General features: G+C 45.9%; 23 protein-coding genes and 4 tRNA genes. 7 read left to right on the top strand and 20 right to left on the bottom strand.

From position 1 onward, the window contains the following. Window positions 1-3 precede the first annotated feature (3 nt). Window positions 4-849 carry an NADPH-dependent 7-cyano-7-deazaguanine reductase QueF gene (gene queF, locus M1D72_RS17835; protein WP_456296065.1) on the bottom strand — a complete coding sequence of 282 codons (846 nt, stop codon included), beginning with the start codon at window positions 847-849 and terminating at the stop codon, window positions 4-6. A gap of 108 nt (window positions 850-957) precedes the next feature. Here queF and syd point away from each other — a divergent pair, with 108 nt between their 5' ends. Then, window positions 958-1,503 carry a SecY-interacting protein gene (gene syd, locus M1D72_RS17830; protein ID WP_456296064.1) on the top strand — a complete coding sequence of 182 codons (546 nt, stop codon included), beginning with the start codon at window positions 958-960 and terminating at the stop codon, window positions 1,501-1,503. A 2-nt stretch (window positions 1,504-1,505) separates the two neighbouring features. Further along, window positions 1,506-2,282, top strand: a complete 777-nt coding sequence (locus tag M1D72_RS17825) for a Zn-ribbon-containing protein (RefSeq protein WP_456296063.1) — start codon at window positions 1,506-1,508, stop codon at window positions 2,280-2,282. A 66-nt stretch (window positions 2,283-2,348) separates the two neighbouring features. Here M1D72_RS17825 and M1D72_RS17820 read toward each other — a convergent pair whose 3' ends face one another. The 3 genes from M1D72_RS17820 to metN are packed head-to-tail and all read right to left on the bottom strand — an operon-like array spanning window position 2,349 to window position 4,913. Next, on the bottom strand, window positions 2,349-3,158 hold the full coding sequence (locus M1D72_RS17820) for a MetQ/NlpA family lipoprotein (RefSeq protein WP_456296062.1): 810 nt from the start codon (window positions 3,156-3,158) through the stop codon (window positions 2,349-2,351). 53 nt (window positions 3,159-3,211) lie between these two features. Further along, window positions 3,212-3,889, bottom strand: a complete 678-nt coding sequence (locus tag M1D72_RS17815) for a methionine ABC transporter permease (protein ID WP_390188988.1) — start codon at window positions 3,887-3,889, stop codon at window positions 3,212-3,214. After that, window positions 3,879-4,913 (bottom strand): methionine ABC transporter ATP-binding protein MetN, encoded by a 1,035-nt coding sequence (gene metN / locus M1D72_RS17810; protein WP_390188989.1) that lies wholly within the window; start codon window positions 4,911-4,913, stop codon window positions 3,879-3,881. The genes M1D72_RS17815 and metN overlap by 11 nt, the downstream gene beginning before the upstream one ends. A gap of 231 nt (window positions 4,914-5,144) precedes the next feature. Between metN and gmhB the strand changes: the two genes are divergently transcribed. Further along, the gene (gene gmhB, locus M1D72_RS17805) at window positions 5,145-5,696 is read left to right on the top strand and encodes a D-glycero-beta-D-manno-heptose 1,7-bisphosphate 7-phosphatase (RefSeq protein WP_390188990.1); all 552 of its coding nucleotides are present in this window, start codon (window positions 5,145-5,147) and stop codon (window positions 5,694-5,696) included. Between the two features lie 58 nt (window positions 5,697-5,754). Next, window positions 5,755-6,096, top strand: a complete 342-nt coding sequence (locus M1D72_RS17800) for an MliC family protein (protein ID WP_456296061.1) — start codon at window positions 5,755-5,757, stop codon at window positions 6,094-6,096. 79 nt (window positions 6,097-6,175) lie between these two features. Here M1D72_RS17800 and M1D72_RS17795 read toward each other — a convergent pair whose 3' ends face one another. From M1D72_RS17795 to M1D72_RS17765, 7 genes are all read right to left on the bottom strand, one after another. Continuing rightward, entirely contained in the window at window positions 6,176-7,585 is a 1,410-nt protein-coding gene (locus M1D72_RS17795) for an alpha,alpha-trehalose-phosphate synthase (UDP-forming) (RefSeq protein ID WP_390188992.1), read from the bottom strand. After that, on the bottom strand, window positions 7,582-9,378 hold the full coding sequence (locus M1D72_RS17790) for a glycoside hydrolase family 15 protein (RefSeq protein ID WP_456296060.1): 1,797 nt from the start codon (window positions 9,376-9,378) through the stop codon (window positions 7,582-7,584). Before M1D72_RS17790 ends, M1D72_RS17795 begins: the two co-directional genes overlap by 4 nt. After that, complete coding sequence (otsB, locus tag M1D72_RS17785; RefSeq protein WP_456296059.1) at window positions 9,365-10,120, bottom strand: trehalose-phosphatase; 756 nt, start codon at window positions 10,118-10,120, stop codon at window positions 9,365-9,367. The genes M1D72_RS17790 and otsB overlap by 14 nt, the downstream gene beginning before the upstream one ends. 654 nt (window positions 10,121-10,774) lie before the next feature. Then, window positions 10,775-10,859, bottom strand: a tRNA-Tyr gene (locus M1D72_RS17780). Between the two features lie 80 nt (window positions 10,860-10,939). Beyond that, window positions 10,940-11,024, bottom strand: a tRNA-Tyr gene (locus M1D72_RS17775). A gap of 80 nt (window positions 11,025-11,104) precedes the next feature. Continuing rightward, a tRNA-Tyr gene (locus tag M1D72_RS17770) sits at window positions 11,105-11,189 on the bottom strand. 79 nt (window positions 11,190-11,268) lie between these two features. Beyond that, window positions 11,269-11,353, bottom strand: a tRNA-Tyr gene (locus M1D72_RS17765). 280 nt (window positions 11,354-11,633) lie between these two features. Here M1D72_RS17765 and M1D72_RS17760 point away from each other — a divergent pair. Together M1D72_RS17760 and vexH are read left to right on the top strand one after the other, a co-directional pair. Further along, window positions 11,634-12,686 (top strand): efflux RND transporter periplasmic adaptor subunit, encoded by a 1,053-nt coding sequence (locus tag M1D72_RS17760; protein ID WP_456296058.1) that lies wholly within the window; start codon window positions 11,634-11,636, stop codon window positions 12,684-12,686. Further along, window positions 12,686-15,796, top strand: a complete 3,111-nt coding sequence (vexH, locus tag M1D72_RS17755; RefSeq protein ID WP_456296057.1) for a vibriobactin export RND transporter permease subunit VexH — start codon at window positions 12,686-12,688, stop codon at window positions 15,794-15,796. Before M1D72_RS17760 ends, vexH begins: the two co-directional genes overlap by 1 nt. Window positions 15,797-15,864: 68 nt before the next feature. On the opposite strand, the gene M1D72_RS17750 is transcribed toward vexH, so the two are convergent. Next, a complete protein-coding gene (locus M1D72_RS17750; protein ID WP_456296056.1) occupies window positions 15,865-16,464 on the bottom strand; it encodes a YitT family protein in 600 nt (199 codons plus the stop codon). 346 nt (window positions 16,465-16,810) lie between these two features. On the opposite strand from M1D72_RS17750, the gene glyA reads away from it, so the two are divergent. After that, window positions 16,811-18,061, top strand: a complete 1,251-nt coding sequence (gene glyA, locus M1D72_RS17745) for a serine hydroxymethyltransferase (RefSeq protein WP_390188998.1) — start codon at window positions 16,811-16,813, stop codon at window positions 18,059-18,061. A gap of 51 nt (window positions 18,062-18,112) precedes the next feature. On the opposite strand, the gene M1D72_RS17740 is transcribed toward glyA, so the two are convergent. From M1D72_RS17740 to mrdA, 8 genes are all read right to left on the bottom strand, one after another. Continuing rightward, a complete protein-coding gene (locus M1D72_RS17740) occupies window positions 18,113-18,439 on the bottom strand; it encodes a hypothetical protein (RefSeq protein ID WP_456296055.1) in 327 nt (108 codons plus the stop codon). Between the two features lie 151 nt (window positions 18,440-18,590). Further along, window positions 18,591-19,556 carry a lipoyl synthase gene (gene lipA / locus M1D72_RS17735; RefSeq protein WP_390189000.1) on the bottom strand — a complete coding sequence of 322 codons (966 nt, stop codon included), beginning with the start codon at window positions 19,554-19,556 and terminating at the stop codon, window positions 18,591-18,593. Continuing rightward, window positions 19,553-20,215, bottom strand: coding sequence for a lipoyl(octanoyl) transferase LipB (gene lipB, locus M1D72_RS17730; protein WP_390189001.1), 663 nt, complete (start codon window positions 20,213-20,215; stop codon window positions 19,553-19,555). The genes lipA and lipB overlap by 4 nt, the downstream gene beginning before the upstream one ends. Before the next feature lie 175 nt (window positions 20,216-20,390). Further along, window positions 20,391-20,669: a DUF493 family protein YbeD gene (gene ybeD / locus M1D72_RS17725; RefSeq protein WP_390189002.1), complete on the bottom strand. Its 279-nt coding sequence runs from the start codon at window positions 20,667-20,669 to the stop codon at window positions 20,391-20,393. Between the two features lie 140 nt (window positions 20,670-20,809). Continuing rightward, complete coding sequence (locus M1D72_RS17720; RefSeq protein WP_390189003.1) at window positions 20,810-21,991, bottom strand: serine hydrolase; 1,182 nt, start codon at window positions 21,989-21,991, stop codon at window positions 20,810-20,812. A gap of 96 nt (window positions 21,992-22,087) precedes the next feature. Next, complete coding sequence (locus M1D72_RS17715) at window positions 22,088-22,876, bottom strand: septal ring lytic transglycosylase RlpA family protein (protein WP_390189004.1); 789 nt, start codon at window positions 22,874-22,876, stop codon at window positions 22,088-22,090. A gap of 3 nt (window positions 22,877-22,879) precedes the next feature. Then, window positions 22,880-24,001, bottom strand: coding sequence for a rod shape-determining protein RodA (rodA, locus tag M1D72_RS17710; protein ID WP_390189005.1), 1,122 nt, complete (start codon window positions 23,999-24,001; stop codon window positions 22,880-22,882). Next, a complete protein-coding gene (gene mrdA, locus M1D72_RS17705; protein ID WP_390189006.1) occupies window positions 24,001-25,887 on the bottom strand; it encodes a penicillin-binding protein 2 in 1,887 nt (628 codons plus the stop codon). The genes rodA and mrdA overlap by 1 nt, the downstream gene beginning before the upstream one ends. Between the last annotated feature and the right edge of the window lie 3 nt (window positions 25,888-25,890).

The following is a 25,890-nucleotide window of genomic DNA, read 5'->3' as shown; positions in this document are numbered from 1 at the left end:
TCCTTATTGACGCGCCATGCGTTGATTGTGTAAAGGCTTCGCCTGTTGAGTCGAGCGGTATGGGTTGATATCGAGACCGCCACGTCGTGTATAGCGTGCATACACGGTGAGAGAGGTTGGCTGACAGTATTTCATAATGTCAGTAAAAATACGCTCGACACATTGTTCATGGAACTCATTATGCTCACGAAAGGAAACAATGTAACGCAGTAAAGCTTCACGATTAATTTTGCGGCCTTGATATTGAATTTCAACGCTGCCCCAATCCGGTTGATTGGTGATCAGGCAGTTCGATTTTAGCAAGTGGCTATGTAGGCTCTCAGTGACCTGCTGATCGCTGGTGGCGTTTTCTAAGTAGGCCGAATTGAACTGATAATCAGCGATCTCGATATCTTGCTCGTCAATGCATTCACCTTGCATGGTGACGATAGGTTGCTGAGTGTAGTGTTGAACACGATTTAAGACCACCTTCACCGGCTCGCCAGCACACACAGAGAGATCGTCAGTGAGTGTTTTTTCAACCTGTTGCCAGTCATCAAATCGTGTTTGATTAAAGCTATTGAGGTAGAGCTTAAACGACTTAGACTCAATCAAATGAGCACTGGTGGCAGGAATGGTCACTTCGCCGACAGCAACTTGTGGAAGACCATGCTGGTTAAGCCAAGACAGCTCATATAAGGTCCAAATATCGCAGCCTTTAAACGGTAGTGATTCACCAAGATCCAAGTCATCGCGATTTAAACTGCGTGGCACGGGTTGCAGTAGTGAAGGATCGTACTCAGAGGCATAGTCGGTTTTTTGTCCTAAAGTAAGGCCTGCGAGCTCTTTCGCACCAGAATATTTACTCATAATTTGTATTGTTTTCGATTAGAATACCGAGAATTTTACGCAATACCGACGTGGCTGTCATTAGCTCAAATCATGGCGCTACGCAAACTCATCAAGTTGGAGTGTGTTATGGCCAACAGTGCCTTGCAAGCATTATTTTCGTTTAGCCAGCGTTATCAGCAATCTTATCAACAAATTCATCAAAGCCTTCCTATTAGTGAAGAGTTGGCTGAACTGCCATCCCCCTGTGTAGTGCAAAAGCTTAGCAACGGTGTGGAGTGGCAAGCGACACCTCGTGAGCAGGCCAATGACTTAGCGAATATTGAACGCGGTATTGAGTTAACCCTGCATGACGATATTAAAACCTTTTACGGCGCGCAATACAGTGCTGATATGCCCGCACGTTTTGAGCACCATGAATTAACAATACTTCAAGTGTGGAGTGACGATGATTTTGAACGCCTACAAGAAAATGTTCTTGGCCACTTGGTGATGCAGCGCCGTTTGAAACTCAAGCCAACGGTGTTTATTGCGGCTACAGATGCTGACTTAGATGTCGTGTCTATCTGTAACTTAAGCGGTGAAGTGATTCTGGAAACCTTAGGTACAAAAAAACGTGTACATTTGGCGAATAATCTCGCTGAGTTTCTCGAACAACTCCAACCGATGGTGTAACCATGTACGTCGTTGAATTACAGTTTGAGTGTTTTGATAACACCACGATAAATGCCGTCGACAAAGCCATCAATGGCCTGATGGACGCACTACGTTATAACGGTCAGGTTTTAGGGCGAGAGTTTCCCATCGTGATGGGCGAGGGGGAATTCTTTGTACGTGTGGTATGTCCGGAAGAAGAGAGTTTGCATCCTAGGAATCATTCGGGATTTGTTAAAACATGTTTATCTCGGTTAAGTGATGCGGCGCTGTTAATGCCTAAGATGCGATTGCTCGGCCGTGATATGAACTCAGAACAAGCGGCTGAACCACAAGCACCTAGTTGGCAGATTCTGTATACCACCTATGTGCACACCTGTTCGCCGTTACGCAGTGGTGATTCCTTACTGCCGATCCCTTTGTATCGCAACCCGCCGACCTTTAATGGTGACCACAAAGCAGTTATTAAGTGGCAAACAGAATGGCAAGCTTGCGATGAATTGCAGATGGCGGGAGGCTGCCGAGCAGAGCATGCAGCGCTGCATGAAATCTGTGATGCAGACAGTGTACTCTTTCGTCGTGGCTGGGATTTACGTGGACGAATCGAATATCTAACGCAGATTCCTACCTACTACTATCAGTATCGAGTTGGAGGCAGTAGTTTGTCGGACGAACAAGCGCGCCCTTGCCCGAAATGCGGAGGCGATTGGCGTCTGGATGAACCATTGCATGATATCTTTCATTTTAAGTGTGAGAGTTGCCGAATCGTGTCCAACATCTCTTGGGATCATTTGAAGTAAATCGTGAACAACAAAAAAGGCCCCTAGGTAGGGGCCTTTTTATCACTGCTGAAATCTGCGTAGAGATTACCAGCCTTTAACCGCACCGCCGTTAAAGATGTCTGATGCTGCTTGGTAAACATCTTCAGTTTGGTAAGCTTTCACAAAGTTCTTCACGTTTTCATTATTAACGTTGTCTTCACGAGCAACGATAAGGTTTACGTATGGTGACTCTTTATCTTCAACAAACACACCGTCTTTCTCTGGTGTTAGGTTGATAGAACTTGCGTAAGTGGTATTAATGATAGACAAAGTTACATCGTCTAGAGAGCGCGGAAGCTGTGCGGCATCCAACTCAACAATTGAGATATTCTTTGGATTTTCGACGATATCTCGTACGGTTGCTTGTAAGCCCGCGTCATCACGCAGTGTGATTAGACCTTGTTGTTCTAGTAACAGCAATGAACGGCCTAGGTTGGTTGGATCATTTGGCACAGCAATACGTGCACCGTCTTGAATCTCGTCAACCGATTTTACTTGCTTAGAGTAGCCCGCGATTGGGTACACAAAGCTGTTACCTGCGACAGCCAATTTGTAACCACGGTCAGCGATTTGCTGGTCAAGGTAAGGCTTATGTTGGAAAGCGTTGACGTCGACAGAGCCGTCGTCTAGTGCTGCGTTTGGTGTTACATAGTCAGTAAAAGTCACCAACTCAACGTCAAGGTCGTATTTCTCTTTAGCAACTTTTGCTGCAACTTCGGCAACTTGTGCTTCTGCACCCGCCATGACACCGACTTTGATTTTGCTGTTGTCTTGGGCATCGTCGCCACAGCCTGTAAGGACTAACGCAGATGCAGTAGCAGCAATGGCTAGAAAACCCTTGAGTGAAAATTTCATGACTATCTCCTGTTAAACTTTAAATAAAATATATTGTTGTTATATAGCTTTGATTATCGATGATCGACACGGCGAACAATGGCATCACCGATAGATTGAATAATTTGAACCAGTACGATAAGCATGACTACGGTCACGGCCATAATCACGACATCGTAGCGATGGAAGCCATAGCGTATCGCCACGTCGCCAAGGCCACCGCCCCCGACCGTCCCCGCCATTGCGGAATAGCTGACTAAGGTAACAAGTGTGATGGTTACGCTATTAATAATGGTCGGCATCGCTTCTGGCAGCAATACTTTGCGAATAATTTGCATGGGAGTCGCTCCCATAGATTGTGCCGCTTCCACCAAGCCCGTAGGCACTTCTAGCAGTGCACCTTCAATCAAGCGGGCAACAAACGGGATGGCGCCGATGGTGAGGGGAACAATGGCCGCCGTGGTGCCAATAAACGTGCCAACCAACATTTTGGTGACTGGAATGATGGCAACCATTAGCACTAAGAAAGGTACGGAGCGGCCAATGTTAACAATGGCACCAAGCACGTTATTGAGTTTTGAGTTTTCCAACAAACCGCCTTTCTTGGTGGTGTGAAGAATAACACCGAGAGGAATCCCTAACGCAAAGCCCACGAGGCCAGAAACGGCGACCATATATAGGGTTTCCCAAGTTGCAGTAAGAAGCAGCTTAGAGTTCAAATCCATCCATGTTGCAATGTCATTAAAGGACATAACCTAATACCTCTACTTTTACGTTATGTTCATCTAGGAAAACCAGAGCGCTATTGCCATCTTGTTCTGCACCATACAGCTCTGCCACCATCATGCCGAACTTAACGCCGCCAGCGTAATCAAGGTCAGAACTCAGAATGCTGACGTCGATATTGAATTTGCGCGCTATCTGCGACATAAGCGGTGCATCTACTGTGGCACCAGTAAATTCTAAGCGAACCAGCGGATGACTCCCTTCAACAGGTTGTTGATGCAGGCGAGCTTGGTAGTCTTCAGGAATTGAAAGGTCCAAGGTTGAACGAATGAATTCATGCGCCAAAGCCGTTTTAGGATGAGCGAAGATTTCACCGACTGTGCCTTTTTCCACCAATTCACCATCACCGATGATCGCGACTTCATGACAGATGCTTTTTACGACATCCATTTCATGCGTGATCAGCAAAATAGTGATGTGCAGCTTGCGGTTGATCTCTTTTAGTAGTTCCAAAATGGAATGGGTTGTTGCCGGGTCAAGCGCGCTGGTCGCCTCATCACACAACAATACTTTCGGATCAGATGCCAGTGCTCGCGCAATGGCCACACGTTGCTTCTGTCCACCACTAAGGTTGGCTGGATAGGTATCGCGTTTATCGGCAAGACCAACAAGGGCTAACAGCTCTGCCACTTTGGTTTCAATGTGCGAACTCTCTTTACCGGCGAGCTCTAAGGGTAAAGCAACGTTTTCAAACACAGTGCGTGACGACAGCAAATTAAAATGCTGAAAGATCATCCCGATGTTACGACGAGCTTCACTCAACTCACGTTTTGATAGTGTTGTCAGGTTCACACCGTCGACGATAATATCGCCAGTGGTTGGCGCTTCTAGCATGTTCACACAGCGGATCAGTGTACTCTTCCCTGCACCTGATGAACCGATGACACCGAAAATCGTTCCTTGAGTGATTTTCAAGTTGATGTCTCGTAATGCGTGAATTTCTTTGTGGCCTTGGTAAAAGACTTTGTTTACTTGATTAATTTCAATCATTTAACAACCTGTTCATTCGTTGTACAGGGAATTCAGTAGAATATTTTGAGCTAAATCTCATTTGTTAGCAGATGCTAGGGGTTTCAAGGATTCAAGTCAATAGATATTTTGACGTCTAGACGGCTAAATGCAGCAGAATGCACTGTCTTTTCGGAATTAGATAGTGATGAAAGAAATAAAGCGTGCAATAATTCCTAACAACCATTTTGAGTTAAGAAAGAGAAGTAAGTTTTGGCTAAACCAGCAGTGTTTTTAGACCGTGACGGCGTGATTAATGTTGACCACGGATACGTCCATGATGAACACGACTTCGAATTTATCGAAGGGGTATTTGAAGCGTGTAAACAGCTTAAGCAAATGGGCTATCAGTTGGTGTTAGTCACCAATCAGTCAGGAATTGCGCGCGGTAAGTTTAGCGAAGACCGTTTCTTGTCATTAACCCAATGGATGGACTGGAACTTCGTTGATAATGGCGTTGAGTTCGATGGTATTTACTACTGCCCGCATCATCCTGAATTTGGTCAAGGCAAATATAAAGAAGAGTGTGATTGCCGAAAACCTAAACCAGGCATGTTCATTTCGGCTCGGGATTTTTTGAAAATCGATATGGCCAACTCGGTGATGGTTGGGGACAAAGCAGAAGACCTTATGGCGGCAGCATCGGCAGACGTTGGTACGAAAATTTTGGTCAAAACCGGTAAACCCATAACCGAGCAAGGAGAAGCACTGGCCGATGCGGTGTTAAACAGTTTGGCTGACGTGCCCGGTTATCTCAGCAAATAGCATTATACTTAAAGGTCGCAAAGCGACCTTTTTTATTGCTAACGGCTAAGGAGTGGGAATGAGAAAACAGTCTTCTTTAGTAATTGGGTTACTGGTGTCTTTTTACTTAACGGCCTGCAGCTCTTTCGAGCAGCATACTTATGGTGCTCCACTGATTTATCGATGTGAATCAGGTGAACGCTTCTCGGTAGGCTATGCGCCGGATGGCCACATCGCTGAATTAGGGTTATCAGAGAAAGTCTATCCGTTAAAACGTATTCGCTCGGGCTCAGGGGCTCGCTACATCTTAGCCAATGATACGCCGGATACCTATCACCCGATCATGCTCTTTACCAAAGGGAATGAAGCGCGATTGGAATTTAAAGGCACAATCTTTAAAAACTGCGCTGTAGATAATTAGAATTTAATGCGGTAAAAAGCCAGTCTTTGTAAGGCAAGGACTGGCTGAGTTCGGTAGTTTTACGCGGGCTGGGAATGAATCAGCTGACGACGAGTGATTGCTCTGGAGCCGGGTGAGGCAGCGCCTTAAGGTCGGAACGGAAGTTTTTCTGCCAAGCGTGAATATCATTCTTACGCAGAATGGCCATCATTTTTTGCCAGCGATCTACACGTTCGTCTTGTGGCATTTGTATCGCTTCGGCCAAGCGTTTAGCAACCGTTTCAGTATCGTATGGATTAACGATAACCGCATCGGTTAACTCTGCCGCAGCGCCCGCGGTTTCTGATAGAACAAGAACGCCTGGATCTTCGGGATCTTGCGAAGCCACATATTCTTTGGCGACAAGATTCATCCCATCGCGTAATGGCGTCACAAAGCCGACATGAGCCAAGTTATATAAAGCGAGAATAGTACGTCGACGAAAACCGCGGTTTATATATCTTAGAGGTGTCCAGTCGAAGTCTGCGTACGTACCGTTAACGTGGCCTGCGACTTGGTCAATACGCTGAGCTAATTCTGAGTACGCTTTTACATCACCACGAGACGTTGGTGCAACCTGCATACATACGATTTTGCGATGCATTTCAGCGTGGTTTTTAAGCAATTGTTCATAGGACTGAATGCGGCGGAAAATACCTTTACTGTAATCTAGCCTATCGACGCCCATAATTAACTTGCGTTCGCCAAGCTCCTCTTCCAGCTGTTGGTACTCTTTGGAATTTTTACCGACTTGAACTAAGCGTGACATCTCATCGGCTTCAATGCCAATGGGATAAACCCCGGTTTGCACATTGTGGCCTTTACAATCAACCAGACCAGAAGGTGGCACTGTACCACCGAGCCCATAGCGAATCGATTCATGGAAATTGTGTTCATCGATTTTGGTATGAAAACCCACTAAATCGTAATGAAGCAGTTCATTGAGCATCTGCTTGTAGTCGGGCAGTGCTCTTAACAGGTCATAAGATGGGAATGGGGTATGTAGGAAAAAACCAATTGGGCATTTTACGCCAGCTTCGCGCAGCATTTGCGCCATTGGAATTAACTGATAGTCATGAATCCAAATTGTGTCATCCGGTTTTAAATAAGGCAGTAACTGGTTGACATATTTGCGGTTCACTCCTAGATAGCCCATACGATAGTTATGACGATACGCCATCAAATCCGGCCGTTGGTGAAACAGTGGCCAAAGGACGCTATTGGCATAGCCTAGATAAAAATTGTTGTATTCGTTTTGTCGTAAACCAATAGTGACAAAATCAATATTGTTGCGTCGCTCTTCACGAACTTCTGTGGTTGGGCGGTTTTCAATTCTTCCGTTCCAGCCGAACCACAATCCTCCTGCTTCTGCCATTGCAGCAAGCACTCCAACAGCTAGGCCGCCTTGCGACCCACTGTTTAGAGAATCGGGCCTCGCGACCCGATTGGATACCACGACTAATCGACTCATAGTTCATCCTCCCAACGTTGACTCAAAATACGTGCACAATTAATTATGCCGACCATACTGTAGGTTTGCGGGAAGTTACCCCACAATTCACCTGTGTTCGGCTCTAAATCTTCAGATAACAATCCAACGTGGTTACGGCGCTCAAGTAAGTCTTCAAATAACTCTCGGGCTTCTTCGACGCGACCAATCGCTGCCAGTGCTTCGATGTACCAGAAGGAGCAAATGGTGAAGGCATTTTCTGGCGCGCCAAAATCGTCTTCAATCACATAGCGGAAAATATATTTACTGCCTTGCGGACGCAGCTGATCTTCGATTGATTCCACTGTACCGACAAAGCGCGGATCGTCACCTTTGACATAGCCTAATGAGCAAGCAAGTAGCAAGCTTGCATCCATAGTGTCACCGCCCCACGTTGCGGTGTAGCTATTTAACTCAGTATTAAAGGCGTGTTGGTCGATATCCTGACGGATTTGGTCCGCATGACGTTGCCAATATTCTTGACGGCCATGAAGTTGCAGGGACTTGGCGATTTTGGCTAAGCGGTCTGCTGCGGCCCAGCACATCATGCTGGAGAACGTATGAATATGTTGACTGCCACGCAGCTCCCACAAGCCAGCATCTGGCTGATTGTAGTACTTCACGGCTTTCTCTCCCACGGTCTCTAGCAGTGGGAATAAGCGTTTATCGTCGGGTTTGCGAATGCGTTCATCAAAAAACATTTGAGTCGCTGAGAGTACAATCGCACCATAGACGTCATGCTGAATTTGGTCCGCCGCTTGGTTACCAAAACGCACAGGACCCATGCCTCGATAACCATCAAGCTTGGTGATAATGCGCTCTTCCATTTCTTTATCACCATTGATGCAAAATACCGGCTGTAGGTATTCATCATCAACGGTTGCCGCAAGGTTGACCAAGTAATGAAGGTATTGCTCCATAGTCCCGGTGACACCAAGGCGATTCAAGGCATGAACAGTGAAGTAACTGTCGCGTAGCCAGCAGAAGCGGTAGTCCCAGTTACGTTCGGTGTCTTTAGCTTCGGGAATAGAGGTGGTCATTGCCGCGACAATAGCGCCGGTATCTTCAAAAGCACTGAGTTTAAGAGTGATTGCCGAGCGAATAACCGCATCTTGCCACTCATAAGGAATGGCGAGGTTACACACCCACTCTCGCCAGCTTGTCTCGGTTTCATGCAAAAAGCGCTGGGTTAGCTGTTGAATCGGCTCTTCAATGCTGTCGTTGGAGCCAAAAATAAGATGTGATTTACGGTCGAGTATAAACCACTTTTCATCAAGAATGCTGGTCACGGAAATATCGGTCGTGAGGCGAAGCGATTGGGTCGCACCATTGAATTTGATGTGATTACTGCCTTCAAGACGTTGATATGCGGTGTCTTGCTCGTTATCCGCTGGGCGAATACGTACGCGAATTTTGGGTGAGCCAATGGGCTCAAGAATGCGCATAATCGTGACTGGTCTATGGGTACGGCCGTATTGCCAAAGGCGCGGAGCAAAGTCAGTGATCACCACGCCATTACCGCTTTGATCGTAGAGGGTGGTTTTTAAAATCGCCGTATTTTTTTGGTATTGTTGCTCGCTGTGACTAAATCCATCAACGTCAATACCATAAGTACCGTTTAAATCTTCTTTATTTCCGCTTTTCAGCAATGAAGCGAATACGGGGTCGCTGTCAAAACGAGGCATGCAGCACCAGACGATTTCCCCCATTTTGTTGACGAGTGCACTAATTCTACAGTTACCGATCAGTGCTAGTTCTAGGTTATTGTCGTGCATAGTCTTCCTCGCTGGTTAAATTCTTAAGAAAATATTCAAGGACGTGTTGCGGTGAGGACAGGTGATAGTCAGCACAGCTGTCTCCATCGCCAATTTTGACCGAAATACCATTGTGCTGCTTGACCCAAGCAAAAGCATGTTCGTCAGTGACATCATCGCCAAAGTACCAAGGGATACGTCCAGCAAAAGGGGATGATTGGATAAACTGAGCGAGCGCTGAGGCTTTATCAATGCCTCGCGGCTTGACTTCGCGAATAAATTTGCCTGTTTGAATTTCGAGCTGCGTCGCGCTGCCGATTAGCGTGCTCAAAAAGTTTTCAACCTGACGTTCCATGTCGGGGTGACTCCGATAATGTATCGCTATCGATAGCGGTTTCTGTTCCAGCAAAAGTCCATGCTGTTGGCAAAACTGTTGACACTGTTGAACCAGTGCGTCGGGCACTGCAGACACCTGTGGATGGTGTTGAATGGATTGGGTTGACTCCCAACGATATTGCATTCCATGACTACCACTGACGGCGATGTCTGGAAGTGCTAACAACTGATCGATCGATTCAATGCTGCGCCCACTAACAAGTGCTAGTGCATGTTGAGTGTGCTCATTTAACTGTAGCAGCATTTTTCGTAAAGAGTCGCTGACGATCACAGCATCAGGAGTGGGTTGTAGGTCGACAAGTGTACCGTCAAAATCCAAAAATATTGCAGCCTTATTAAAATCTAGATCCGGCAATTTATTTTGCATGTAGAGACTCTCTTATCTAAGCGTTATATTTAACCTAACGCGTCTAAAAAAATAAAACAAGTACATTGATACAAGGGCTTATATTAATATTGGGACATTTTATATAATTAAAAGTTTAACTTTTATAAAGTGGTTTTTTTAATGCTAAATGGTGAGTAAGGCGAGTCATATCAATGGTTAAAAGGGTTTTGTTTTTTTCTTTTCCTGTTGTTAACTTAATTAAATAATTTCAACTAGGTGAGTGTAATAATTACATGCTCAGTATGTAATTATTTTATTATTTAAAGTGGAATGCGGAGGTTATTTATTTTTTATTATTCCTAATCGCTTATTATTTTGTATATTTGTTTTTTTAAGTTTTAAATTAATATTGGATTAGAGAGGATTTAAAGTAAATAATGGTATTATTATTTCTTAAATATCAGTTGGTTACTGATGTTATTTGTTGTTGCTTTTGTCTGGTTTTTAGCCAGTTTTTATCTAAGAAGACGATTAAATTGTAATAGAGATAGGAGCAAGGAAAGTACGCAAAAATTATTATTTTTGGTTGATTTTTGCTCAATGAAATACATGAAGAGCAAAGGAAGAACGTGGAGTAAGATGGAAAGAACCTATAAAAAAAAGACCCGCTTAAAAAAGCGGGTCTTTTCAAGATGGTGGAGGGGGACGGATTCGAACCATCGAAGGCGGAGCCGGCAGATTTACAGTCTGCTCCCTTTGGCCACTCGGGAACCCCTCCGGAGTTTTTCCTATCTAAAATAGGCTTAATCGACGTTTTCCCAACACAGTCAATTAAGGTTTTCTCTATTGAGAAGAAGATGGTGGAGGGGGACGGATTCGAACCATCGAAGGCGGAGCCGGCAGATTTACAGTCTGCTCCCTTTGGCCACTCGGGAACCCCTCCAGGGTTTTTCCTATCTAAAATAGGCTCAATCGGCGTTTTCCCAACACGTCCAATTAAGGTTTTCTCTACTGAGAAGAAGATGGTGGAGGGGGACGGATTCGAACCATCGAAGGCGGAGCCGGCAGATTTACAGTCTGCTCCCTTTGGCCACTCGGGAACCCCTCCAGGGTTTTCCTATCTAAAATAGGCTCAATCGACGTTTTCCCAACACAGTCAATTAAGGTTTTCTCTACTGAGAAGAAGATGGTGGAGGGGGACGGATTCGAACCATCGAAGGCGGAGCCGGCAGATTTACAGTCTGCTCCCTTTGGCCACTCGGGAACCCCTCCAGGGTTTTTTCCTATCTAAAATAGGCTCAACCAACGTTTTCCCAACACATTGGCTAAGTGCGGAGCGCATCATAACAAACTCGGCAACGCTGTAAAGAGTTTTTGTAGAAATTAGAGCCGAATGCTGCCTTTTTCGTCAAAGCGGACGATTGTAGTCCAATTGATGTAGAGTAATGAGAAGTTACTTACACTTTTGCTGGTTGTATTTACACTCCTTGACGTTTAAAACCCTGTTATCTCGCTACACTAACATCAGTTTTTAACTCGCAGATCCATCATAATGAAAACAAAAACGACAATAACGACTTTACTTACATTGGCGCTCTCGACTTTAACCTTCTCTACTGCGGCTGCAAACCGTGCAATTTCGGTGATTACCGAGATGGTTGAAATGCACGAAGTTTCCCAAGCATTAACGTTAGTGGGCAAATTGGACGCTGAGCAATCGGTCGTGATTTCACCTGAAGTGACCGGGAAAATCGACCGTATCGCAATTAAAGAAAATCAGTTGGTGACCAAAAATCAACTGCTGATCCAGCTGGATGAAGATAAAATTCGCGCGGCACGAGCAGAAGCCCAAGCGTACTTACATGATGAGCAGCGAAAGCTGCGTGAATTTGAACGTTTGGTGAAACGCAACGCAATCACTCAAACGGAAATTGACGCTCAAAAGGCGAGCGTTGAGATTGCTCAGGCAAGACTTGCGGCATCTGACGCCAATTTGGCCGATCTTAATATTCGAGCCCCGTTTGCTGGGCGCATTGGCTTCATCGATTTTAGCCGCGGCAAAATGGTCAGTAGCGGAGAAGCGTTGTTGACGTTAGATGACCTGTCTGTGATGCAACTGGATCTGCAAGTCCCAGAGCGTTATCTTAATTTGATCAAACAACAAATGGCGGTTACCGCCCGCACGAGTGCGTGGGGCGATCGCACGTTTTATGGGCATGTTGTTGGCGTCGATACCCGCATTAACGCGGAAACGCTAAATTTACGCGTACGTATCCATTTTGATAATCAAGATGAAGCTTTAAAACCAGGAATGCTGCTATCGGCCACCTTGGCTTTTCCTGCGCTAGAGGCGGCGATTATTCCTGTCCAAGCTTTAGAGTATTCAGGCACCAAACGCTATGTTTATGTGGTGGATGAGAACAACATTGCACACCGCCGAGAGGTGGTTCTTGGCGCGCGAGTGGAAAACCAAGTGGTCATTGAAAAAGGCGTGACAATTGGTGAAAAGCTGGTTGTGCAAGGCATTGTTAATATGCGCGATGGTGCGGCTGTGGTTGAAGTGGGTAAGGATGGACGCCCGGTTGCGCAAGAGGATAATCAGTAATGTTGTTGTCTGATGTTTCTGTTAAACGGCCAATTGCCGCCATCGTTTTAAGTTTGCTGCTATGTGTTTTTGGTTTTGTCTCGTTTTCCAAGTTGGCAGTACGTGAAATGCCGGATATCGAAAGCCCGGTTGTTTCGGTATCTACTCGTTATGAAGGCGCGTCCGCCACCATCATTGAAAGCCAAATCACGTCGGTACTGGAAGATCAATTGTCTGGCATCAGCGGCATTGATGAAATTTCCTCGACTACGCGTAATGGCAGTTCACGAATAACCATTACCTTTGACTTAGGCTACGACTTAACGATTGGAGTGAGCGATGTGCGAGATGCGGTTGCTCGAGCTCAGCGTTCGTTACCTGAAGAGGCAGATGATCCGATTGTGTTCAAAAATAACGGTTCTGGCGAAGCCTCGGTGTATATCAACCTAAGTTCATCTCTAATGGACCGAACGCAACTGACGGATTACGCTGAGCGCGTGTTGTTGGATAGATTCAGCCTGATTTCGGGCGTCAGTTCGGTGGATATTTCTGGTGGCTTGTACAAAGTCATGTACGTAAAATTAAAGCCCGAATTAATGGCAGGCCGTGGCGTGACCACCAGTGATATCACCACCGCTTTGCGTCAAGAAAACTTAGAAAGCCCTGGTGGAGAAGTGCGTAATGATCAGATTGTTATGTCCGTACGCACGGCTCGTAGCTATAAAACACCAGAAGATTTCCAGTATCTCGTGGTAAAACGTGCCAGTGATAACTCACCGATTTATCTCAAAGATATCGCGGATGTTTATATCGGTGCTGAAAACGAGAGTTCGACGTTTAAAAGTGATGGCGTGGTAAATGTGAGCATGGGGGTCATTCCTCAATCGGATGCCAATCCTTTGGATGTGGCCAAAGCCGTGCATGCCGAGGTCGATAGAGCGCAGCGCTTTCTGCCCGAAGGAACGCGTTTAGCGATTGACTATGATTCGACGGTGTTTATCGAGCGTTCCATCTCTGAAGTCTACAGCACACTATTTATCACGGGCGGTTTGGTGATTTTGGTGCTGTATATTTTCATCGGTCAAGCACGTGCGACTTTAATTCCAGCTGTCACGGTACCTGTGTCTCTCATTTCTTCATTTGTTGCGGCCTATTATTTTGGCTTTTCTATCAACTTGATTACCTTGATGGCGCTGATCTTATCCATCGGGCTGGTCGTCGATGATGCAATTGTGGTGGTTGAAAATATTTTCCATCACATTGAACGAGGCGAAAAGCCACTGCTTGCCGCCTATAAAGGCGCTCGTGAAGTTGGGTTTGCTGTGATAGCGACAACATTGGTGCTCGTGATGGTGTTCCTACCAATATCCTTTATGGATGGTATGGTTGGATTACTGTTCACCGAGTTCTCGGTGTTACTGGCGATGTCGGTGATTTTCTCTTCTCTCATTGCGCTCACGTTGACGCCTGTTTTAGGCAGCAAAATCCTGAGTGCCAATGTCAAACCGAATCGGTTTAATCGTGTGGTTGATGATCTATTTTCTCGCTTAGAAACGGGCTATCGCCGCGTGCTTGGCTATGCTCTGCGCTGGAAATGGGCGGCTCCGGTGATTATTTTGGCCTGTATTGCGGGCAGTTTTGGCTTGCTGAAGTTGGTGCCTGCTCAGCTGACTCCGTCAGAAGACCGAGGGGTTATCTTTGCCTTTGTACGTGGTGCAGATGCGACCAGTTATAATCGTATGTCTGCCAATATGGATTTAGTCGAAGAGCGACTGTTGCCATTACTCGGCCAAGGTTTCTTAAAGTCATTTAGCATTCAATCTCCGGCGTTTGGAGGTAATGCGGGTGATCAAACGGGGTTCGTGATCATGATTTTGGATGATTGGAACGAACGTGATATTACCGCGCAAAATGCCTTAGGCGAAGTACGTAAGGCGCTCGCTGGGATTCCGGATGTTCGTGTGTTTCCGTTTATGCCCGGGTTTCGTGGGGGATCGAGTGAACCTGTGCAGTTTGTGATCGGAGGGTCGGACTATCAAGAGTTACAAGGTTTAGCCGAGACACTCAAACAACGTGCGGAAGACTCCCCTTTGATGGAAGGGGCGGACATTAATTATTCTGAAAAGACACCAGAGCTGGTGGTTACTGTGGATAAACAGCGCGCTGCAGAGCTGGGAGTCAGTGTCGCCGATATCTCCAACACCTTAGAGGTGATGCTCGGTGGGAAAAAAGAAACCACGTTTGTTGAACGTGGTGAAGAGTATGACGTTTATCTGCGTGGTGATGAAAACAGCTTCAATAATGCTGCCGATCTGAGTCAAATATACATGCGTACCCAGCGAGGTGAGTTGGTGACCTTGGATGCATTAACTCGAATTGATGAAGTGGCGTCTGCGATTCGTCTTTCTCACTACAATAAACAGAAAGCGATTACGGTTACTGCTAATTTGTCGCAAGGTGCGACGTTAGGGGCGGCGCTCGATTTTCTTGATCAGCAAGCGCTTGAGGTGTTGCCTGGCGATGTCAGTGTTAGCTATTCAGGGGAGTCGAAAGACTTTAAAGAGAATCAATCGAGTGTGCTGGTGGTTTTCGCTTTGGCCTTGTTGGTCGCTTATTTAGTGCTAGCGGCTCAGTTTGAAAGCTTCATTAACCCACTGGTGGTGATGTTTACCGTTCCGATGGGAGTGTTTGGCGGCTTTCTTGGCATGTGGCTAATGGGTGAGGGGATGAACATCTACAGCCAAATTGGCATGATTATGTTAATTGGCATGGTCACCAAAAATGGCATTTTGATTGTTGAGTTTGCCAACCAACTTCGTGATCGTGGGATTGAGTTTGAAAAGTCGATAGTGGATGCAGCTGCGCGTCGATTGCGGCCAATTTTGATGACAGCCTTTACCACGTTAGCTGGCGCGATTCCATTAATTACCTCTCAAGGGGCTGGCTATGAAAGCCGAGTCGCGGTCGGGACGGTCATCTTCTTTGGAATGGGATTTGCGACGTTAGTTACCTTGTTTGTGATTCCTGCAATGTATCGCCTCATTTCCGCCTCGACGCGTTCTCCTGGTCATGTGGAAGCCGAGCTTAATCTTGAATTGAGTCATGATGTTAAAGCTCGTTCGACACATTAGCGGCATGTGTGTGTTTGGAGGACTAAAAAGCCCGCGTTTGCGGGCTTTTGCATTATGACATCGCCACTCTAACTGTAGGTAACGGTATAACGAGTTGGTTTATGATTCATGGCCAGTACAATATTGAGTACCACTGCGCCAAGTACCGAGAGGGCGATAGTCAGAGAGGAAACAAAGAAAAATGACGCCACCAAAATCGCGCAGTCCAACACCATTTGTGACTTGCCGACTGAGAGGCCAAATTTATCTTGAAGGTAAAGGCACAAGACATTAAACCCGCCAAGACTCGCACGATGGCGAAATAGAATCAGCATACCGAGGCCCATCAACAAGCCTCCAATCACGGCGCAATATATCTCATTAATCATATCGACATGGATGACCAAGTCAGAATGATCGACCAGAATCGACACTAAGCCGCCTGCCACCGCACTATTCAGAGCAAAGGTGCCTCCAAATCGCCGCCAAGCCATTAAGTAAAATGGGCTATTAATTAAAAAGTACAAACTGCCAAAAGAGAGTGGAACAAAATGGGTCGCGAGTAGGGCTAAACCTGTGGTTCCTCCAGTCAGTAAGCCAACAGATTTTAAAAAGAATACCCCTTGGGCAACAAGAAAGGTGCCCGTTGCAATGGCGATCCAATCTTCCTTTATTGAATGTTTTTCCATCAATTTTAATTTAAGTATGAGAAATATGACGAGCATACTAAGGAAAACCTCAGATTTTCGGTAGCTTGGAAGGGAAAATTAAGGTAAACCTATGTAATTATGATTTTACGCAGTGTAAAGGTCTAAGTTGACACTTCTGCTAATAGGGATATACCCAGCTTAATTGCTTTATACTGGACGTAAGTCATCATGAAAAAACTGCATGACAAAAAGTGAAATTTTCGCTTTATGACCTTAAGTATATTCTGTAGAATGCGCGCCATATTACGGTGACGAAAACGTTTGCTTTTGGTCGTTGAATGGTTTTTTCGCAATTTTCAGTAAAAATCTGAGTCAGGAGATACAGATGCTAAAGCGTGATATGAACATCGCAGATTATGATGCCGAGCTGTTTGCAGCAATCCAGGAAGAAACACTTCGCCAGGAAGAACACATTGAACTTATCGCTTCAGAAAACTACACCAGTCCACGTGTAATGGAAGCACAAGGCTCTCAGCTTACTAACAAGTACGCTGAAGGCTATCCAGGCAAGCGCTACTACGGTGGTTGTGAATACGTCGACAAAGCAGAAGCTCTCGCGATCGATCGCGCATGCCAACTGTTTGAATGTGAATACGCAAACGTGCAGCCACACTCTGGTTCGCAGGCAAACAGTGCAGTGTATATGGCGCTACTTAACCCAGGCGACACGGTTTTAGGTATGAGCCTTGCGCACGGTGGCCACCTGACTCACGGTTCTCCAGTGAACTTCTCTGGTAAGCACTACAACGTTATTCCTTACGGTATTGATGCCCAAGGTCAAATCAATTACGACGAGATGGAAGCGCTTGCTCTAGAGCACAAACCAAAGATGATCATTGGTGGTTTCTCGGCTTATTCGCAAATCGTTGATTGGAAACGTATGCGTGACATTGCCGATAAGGTTGATGCTTACCTGTTTGTTGATATGGCGCACGTTGCTGGTCTAATTGCTGCGGGTGTTTACCCAACGCCACTACCTCACGCACACGTTGTGACCACCACAACTCACAAAACATTAGCAGGCCCTCGTGGTGGTTTGATTTTGTCAAACGCTGGCGAAGACATGTATAAAAAACTGAACTCAGCGGTATTCCCTGGTGGCCAAGGTGGTCCTTTGATGCACGTGATTGCTGGTAAAGCCGTCGCGTTCAAAGAAGCGATGGAACCTGAATTCAAAGCCTATCAGGCTCGTGTTGTTGAAAATGCAAAAGCGATGGTTGCTCAATTCCAAGAGCGTGGCTACAAAATCGTCTCTAACAGCACAGAAAATCATTTGTTCCTAGTGGATTTGATCGACAAAGATATCACAGGTAAAGAGGCGGATGCGGCTCTTGGCGCGGCAAACATCACTGTGAACAAAAACTCAGTGCCTAATGACCCTCGCAGCCCGTTTGTGACATCTGGTATCCGTGTTGGTACGCCAGCGATTACTCGCCGTGGCTTTACCGTAGAAGATGCCAAGCAGCTGGCTAATTGGATGTGTGATGTTCTAGATAACATCAATAGTGAAGCGGTGATTGAAGAGACTAAGCAAAAAGTGCTTGAGATTTGTAAGCGTCTACCTGTTTACGCTTAACAGTAAAGGCTCGTATAAAAAAGCCCGCGATACTCGCGGGCTTTTTTGTGGTTACTTATTAATGTTTAGTAAGGTGCCTGATTTGCACTTAAACGAGTAATACTTGCTGGTTTCATTAAACTTCCCTAACCCTTCGCCGTCACAGTAGTCAATGTTGATATCGCGCATTGTGGTTAAGGTGTCTTCACTGTCGAGTGCGAATTTAGCGCCGTCAGCACAGGCGATACGAATGCGGCCATCGTCGCTTACAGAATAGAGGTCAACTTCTGTGTTACACAGTTCAAATGAGGCTTCGCGGTAGTTATCTTGTGAAGTTGTGGATGAGCATCCAGCCACTGAGGCGGCGATAACCACCATAGCAAGTCCAAGCTTTTTCATAATAGTTCCTTGAAATGGCGTGAATTAGGTTTCTAGTCACGAGGTTTTAAATTAAGACTATCCACACTGTGCGACCTTTTCAAGATGAATACTAAAAAGGGTTAGTCGAATGACTAACCCTTTTCGAAGCTTGTGGCAGAGATCGAATTGGTTATTTGATCTCTACACCTTTTGCTTGAAGGTCAGCATGGTACGAAGAACGTACAAATGGCCCGCAGGCAGCGTGTGTGAAACCCAGTTCCAGAGCAATGTCTTTTAATTCATCAAACTCTGATGGCGGCACATAACGTTCTACCGGCAAGTGGTGACGGCTTGGCGCAAGGTATTGACCAAGGGTCAGCATGGTGACGCCATGGGCACGTAAATCTTTCAGGACTTCGACGATCTCTTCTTTGGTTTCCCCAAGGCCCATCATCAAACCTGATTTAGTCGGGACATCAGGGTGTTGCTGTTTAAATTTTTGTAGCAGTTGTAAAGACCACTTGTAGTTCGCGCCAGGACGCGCCTTACGGTAAAGGCGCGGTGCGGTTTCTAGGTTGTGGTTGAACACATCCGGTGGATTGTCTTTAAGTAAATCCAGTGCAACGTCCATGCGCCCACGGAAATCTGGTACGAGTGTTTCGATACGAATCTCTGGGTTCAGCGCTCGAATCTCACGGTTGCAGTCTGCAAAGTGTTGAGCGCCGCCATCACGCAAATCATCACGGTCTACCGACGTAATCACCACGTATTTTAGCTTCATATCCTGGATTGTTTTGGCGAGCTTTTTCGGCTCATCGGCTTCTGGGGTCAACGGACGACCATGGGCAACATCACAGAAAGGGCAACGACGTGTACAGATAGCACCCAAAATCATAAATGTCGCCGTGCCATGGTTAAAACACTCAGCGAGGTTAGGGCACGATGCTTCTTCACACACTGAATGCAAATTATTTTTGCGCATTGCAGACTTAATGTCTTGAATGCGTTGGCTATCCGCCGGCAATTTGATTTTCATCCAATCCGGTTTACGCAGGATTTCTTTTTGTTCGGTTGGCATGTTCTTAACAGGAATCAATGCCATTTTATCAGCGTCACGGTATTTAACGCCTTTTTCCATCTGGATAGGTTTGCTCATGCTTCTTTACCTGTGAAAGGTGCTTCTGTACTGAATTCTACGTGCTCGTACGCTAATCGTTCGACGAGGTGTTCAATGAGTTGCTGTTCAACGGTATCTATGTCGCTTGGCCCGCCGAGTTGGCTAACTTGCACCATCTCCATGCCTGAGTAGCCACATGGATTAATACGCAAGAACGGGGTCAAATCCATATTGACGTTCAGCGCCAAACCGTGAAACGAACAACCTTTGCGGATGCGCAGTCCCAGAGAGCAGATTTTTTTGCCATCAACATACACACCTGGTGCATCCGGCCTTGCGCTTGCTGTGATATCAAACGAACCAAGCGTGTTGATGACAAGATTTTCGATGTGCGTGACCAGATCACGCACGCCAAGTTTTTTGCGGCGAAGGTTAATCAAAAAATAGACAACCAATTGCCCGGGGCCGTGGTAAGTCACTTGACCGCCACGGTCACTTTGAACCACGGGGATATCGCCGGTATTGAGAAGATGTTCTGCTTTGCCTGCTTGACCCTGAGTAAACACGGGATTGTGTTCGACAAGCCATATCTCATCTAGGGTTTCGTCAGTGCGGTTGTCGGTAAAGTCATGCATGGCTTGCCATATCGGCAAGTAATCACATTGACCAAGCCTTTTGACGATCAGCTGGTTTTGCATGCGGGTATCCATCTTCAATCAACAAGTGGCTGCGATTATAAACGTCTTAGCCGTCATGAACTATACGTTGATAACACATTTTTAACCTTAGAAAGGCTAAAGGTTTTTTATCTTATTGATTATAAAAAGAAAGCAGCAAACGCTGCTTTCAAAAAAAATTTAACTTTTAAAAAAATTACAGAACCATGCGCACGATTTCAATGTCACCCAGCTCTTTATAAAGCACTTCGACTTGCTCAATTGAGGTGGCTTTAATGGTAACCGATACCGAGTGGTAGTTGCCTTTTGCACTAGGTTTGACTTGCGGGTTGTAATCACCTGGCGCGTGACGCTGAATAACTTCTAACACAAGATCTGGAAGCTCTGGTTTTGCGTAACCCATGACCTTGTAAGTAAAAGAACAAGGAAACTCAAGCAGGTCTTTCAATTTTGCGTCTGAGTTGATTGTTAGCATAGAGGAACTCCAGTTACGATTATTAAGTAAACGGGGCGAATAGTACTGTCTCTTGATGTGGAACTCAAGTTATGCGGCACTTTAACTGACGATCAACAAAGGCCGCGAGAGCGGCCTTTGTTAGCAAACAATGTTCAAGTTTAGAACAAGCCTTTGAATAGTAGAACAATGTAGTCCCACAGACGGCTAAATAGGCTGCCTTGATGAACATCTTCAAGCGCCATCAATGGGTATTCTGCTACGTCTTCATCATTGAGTTGGTAGTAAAGTTTACCGACGACATCGCCTTTTTGGATTGGCGCTTCCAGTTCTTTTTCAAGTACAAAACTCGCTTTAAGGTTTTTCGCCTGACCGCGAGGTAGTGTTACGTAAGTATCTTTATCGACGCCTAAAGCAACAGTGTCTTTGTCACCCATCCATACTTTTTCGTCAACAAAAGTTTCGCCAGCTTTATGTGGCGCTACAGTTTCAAAGAAACGGAAGCCGTAGCTTAGTAGCTTTTTACTTTCTGACTTACGGGCATTGGAACTTTTGGTTCCCATCACAACGGAAACCAAACGCATCTGACCTTCAGTTGCTGAGCTTACTAGGCTGTAACCCGCCTTGCTGGTATGGCCGGTTTTAATGCCGTCAACGTTCATGCTTTTATCCCAAAGCAAACCATTACGGTTGTATTGGGTAATGCCGTTGTATGTAAATTTCTTCTCAGCATAGAGAGCGTATTCGTCAGGAACGTCACGAATCAGAGCAGAACCAAGCAGCGCCATATCATAAGGTGTTGAGTACAGTTCTGGGTTATCTAACCCGTGAACGTTGGCAAAATGAGTGTTGGTCATACCAATGCTTTCTGCCCATGCGTTCATCAAGTCGACAAATGCATCTTCAGAACCGGCAATGTGCTCTGCCATCGCGACACACGCGTCATTACCTGATTGGATAATGATACCGTGGTTAAGATCTTTAACTTTAACTGTGGTTCCGACTTCGATGAACATTTTTGATGATTCAGGGAAGTTTTTCGCCCAAGCGTTTTTACTGATCGTAACATCGTCTTCTTTGGAAATGTTACCTTGCTTAAGCTCTTGACCGATGACGTAACTGGTCATCATTTTGGTCAAGCTTGCTGGCGAAAGTTTGGTATCCATATTTTTTTCTGCCAGCACTTTGCCTGAATGGTAATCAAGCAAAACGTAGCCTTTAGCGGCGATTTGAGGCGCATCAGGAACAACAACAGGAGAAGCGAAAGTCGAAGTTGCAAACACTGCAGAAAACGCGACAGCTGATGTAACGAAAAAAGAGTTTAGTAGCGTTGTTTTTTTCATGATGATTATATTTTTGTTTAAACTGAATGTATCTTACCAGAAACCGAGTCCCAAACCACCCTAGGCATTTGCCTTAGCGTGTTTTTTCCTTTCAGGTTACTGCTCTGTTGATTGCTTTCGTATGAAGGCAGTGGGATGGCCCAATTGTTTTACTTTTTCAAGGGTTTCCTGAGTCGTTGCGTAATCGTCAAAAGGCCCAAGGAAACCTCGGTGAAGATTTTGCTCACTGTTGACAAAACTACTCACCGATAAGTTCTGACTCAAATTTGCCACTAAAGTTCGCAAAGGTTGCAATTGTTTTGATGAAGCCACTTGAATGACGTAACTTGGGTGGCCAGTCGTCTTGGGTTTACTCGTTGATTTACCAACGTTTATAACTTCAATTTCAACGTTGGCTGTCCCCGTTTTTAGGACATCTAATTTTTTTGCTGCCGCATAACTTAAATCGATTATTCGTCCTGGGTGGAAAGGGCCACGGTCGTTCACTCTGACAATAGCGGTTTTTCCATTATCCAAGTTGGTGACCTTAACATAACTCGGTAGCGGCAATGTTTTGTGTGCGGCAGACATCGAATACATGTCATAGATTTCACCGTTAGAAGTTAAGTGGCCATGAAACTTCTTTCCGTACCAAGACGCTTGTCCGCGTTCGCGAAAGCCTTCGGTCGTTTTGACGATTTGATAGTCGGCACCGCGTAACGTGTAATCTTTATTGCCCCCTAAACTGTAGGGTTCAAACTTAGGAATTGCATCTTCAATGTGATCGACTGAAATTGGCGATGAAGGTGCGATATCGTCATTAATATCGTATCTTCCCGATGAAGAAGAGCAACCTGCGAGGAATAAGATCAGCGCAGAGATGCTCAGCAGTTGTTTAAAATTCATGAATTAGGTTGCCTTCGAGAACGCTTTTCTGTGCGTGTGAATGGACATTAACATACCAAAGCCAGCCATAAGGGTGACCATTGAGGTGCCACCATAACTGATTAAAGGCAGAGGAACGCCAACAACAGGTAAAATTCCACTCACCATACCAATATTTACAAATACATAAACAAAGAAGCTTAGAACAATACTACCTGCCATCATACGTCCAAAGGCCGTTTGTGAGTGACTAGCAAGGTATAATCCGCGCCCGATCACAAATAGATACGCACTGAGTAGCGCCAAAATTCCAATCAGCCCCCATTCTTCGGCAATGACAGCAAAAATAAAGTCAGTGTGGCGCTCTGGAAGAAATTCGAGCTGAGACTGGGTGCCGTGCAGCCAGCCTTTACCTGCCATACCGCCAGAACCAATGGCAATTTTACTTTGAATGATGTGGTAACCGGCACCAAGCGGATCGGACTCAGGGTTAAATAGCGTCCGAACGCGAACTTTTTGGTACTCACGCATCAAAAAGAACCAAAGTACCGGTACAAACCCTCCCAGTGCCATTGCTGCGGCAATAATGATTTTCCAACTGATGCCAGCCAAAAAGATCACGAAGATACCGGAAGCCGCAATCAAAATGGAGGTCCCTAAATCCGGCTGTTTGGCGATCAAAATAGTCGGAACGCATACCATTACTAACGAAACGACTAAAGTTTTGAATGAGGGAGGAAGGGGGCGCTTACCAATATATCGTGCCACCATTAACGGCACGGCAAGCTTGAGCAGTTCGGAAGGTTGAAAGCGCACAAAGCCGAGGTTAAGCCAGCGCTGCGCCCCTTTTGATGATTCACCAAACAGGAGGACACCCAGCAGTAATCCCACGCCGATAAAGAACATAAACGGTGCTAAAGACTCATAAGTTCTTGGCGGGATTTGTGCCAACAGTAACATCACACCCAGAGACAACGCCATGCGCATCGCTTGACGATCCATCATGGCTAAGCTTTGACCACTGGCACTGTACATGATCACCAGACCAAAGCCCATGAGTACCAAAATGCCAAGCAGTAGCGGAAGGTCTATATGAAATCGCTCAAACGCTGAGCGGTTTTGCCCAGTAGCCGGATCAAAGTCCATTAGTCATTGTCCTTATGTTGTGCACCAAGCAATACATGGTCAAAAATCTTTCTTAATACGGGAGCGCCATGGCTTGAACCACCACCGGCGTTTTCTAATACCACGGTACCAATCAGTTTTGGTGAATCGAGAGGTGCAAACCCAGTAAATAATGCATGGTCACGTAGATGCTCAGCGATTTCATCGGCGTTGTACTCTTCATCTTCGCCTAAACCAAAGACCTGAGCGGTACCTGATTTACCTGCACTCTTATACGGCGCATCACTGAATGAACGGCGCGCGGTACCGCGTTTACCGTTGTTGACTAAATACATTCCGTTAATGGCGATATTCCAGTAACGCTCAGGAACGCCAGCAATCGGCGGGTAAGTTTCGACTTCCGCTGTTACTTGTTCACTTAAATTGCGGCCGTTATCGATAGTTGCGCGTAAAAAGTGTGGCGCCAGGACTTCACCGTGATGCACAAGTACCGACATCGCTTTGGTGATCTGCATCGGGGTCGCGGTCCAATACCCTTGTCCGATACCGACAGGAATGGTGTCACCTTGATACCAAGGTGTGCGGTGACGCTGCATCTTCCATTCACGGGTTGGCATATTCGCTTTGCTTTCTTCAAGGATATCGATCCCCGTGTAGTCACCAAATCCAAACATCATCATCCAGCGCGATATACGATCGATACCCATGTCATAAGCCACTTGATAGAAGAATGTATCTACTGACTCTTCAATTGCTTTGGTTACGTTTACTTTTCCATGTCCCCAGCGTAGCCAGTCACGAAACGGTTTGGTCTTGGAGTTTGGAATGCGCCAGTAACCGGGATCGTTACGGGTTGTATTTGGAGTAATCACGCCTTCGGTAAGCGCAGCTACCGCCATTAATGGCTTAATGGTTGAGGCTGGTGGGTAGATGCCTAGCGTTGCTCGGTTAACTAGAGGGCGGTTTTTATCATTGAGCAGGGCAGAGTAGGCTTTACTCGATATACCGTGTACAAAAGCGTTGGGATCATAACTTGGGCTCGATACCATGGCGAGTACGCCGTTATCGTGCGGATCCAAAATCACCGCACTACCGCGGCGGCCTTCAAGCAATTTGTCGACGTAGAGCTGCAGGTTGATATCAATGTTCAACACGATATCTTTGCCCGGTTCGGGAGGCACGTATTTCAGTGTACGAATAACGCGTCCACGGCTGTTGACTTCCACTTCTTGGTAGCCCGCAGTGCCGTGTAACATATCCTCATAATAGCGTTCAATACCGAGTTTGCCGATGTCGCGTGAAGCTTGATAGTTTGAGTCTTTGCCTTCACGGGTTAGGCGTTGCATGTCTCGGTCGTTGATGCGAGAGACATAACCGATGACGTGAGTTAATACATTACCATACGGATAATAGCGTTTAAGTGCTGCATTGACGGTGACGCCCGGAAACTCATGCTGACGAACAGAAAATTTCGCAACTTGCTGCTGTGTAAGTTGCGTCATTAGTGGAACGGCATTGAAACGGCGGCTATGACGGCGCTCTTTGTCAAATTGCTCTATGTCATCTTCGGAAATTGGCAGGATGGTTTGTAACCGCTTGAGGGTTTCATCCATATTCGGCACTTTTTCAGGAGTGACTTCCAGGCTAAATACTGGCCGGTTTTCCGCGAGAAGCACACCGTTACGGTCATAGATAAGGCCGCGATTAGGCGCGATAGGAACAACCTTGATACGGTTGTCATTCGACCGCGTTTTATAATCTTGAAATTGGTTAACTTGAATGTTGTAGAGGTTAGCGACTAATACGCCGACCAAGAAAACGATGCCGATAAACGCGACAATAGCACGACGTGTAAACAGTCGTGCTTCTTCTTGATAATCTCGAATTTGGCTACGCCGACGTAACATATA

This window comes from Vibrio sp. AK197 (assembly GCF_053903115.1).
This window is presented reverse-complemented; position numbering and strand designations above follow the sequence as displayed.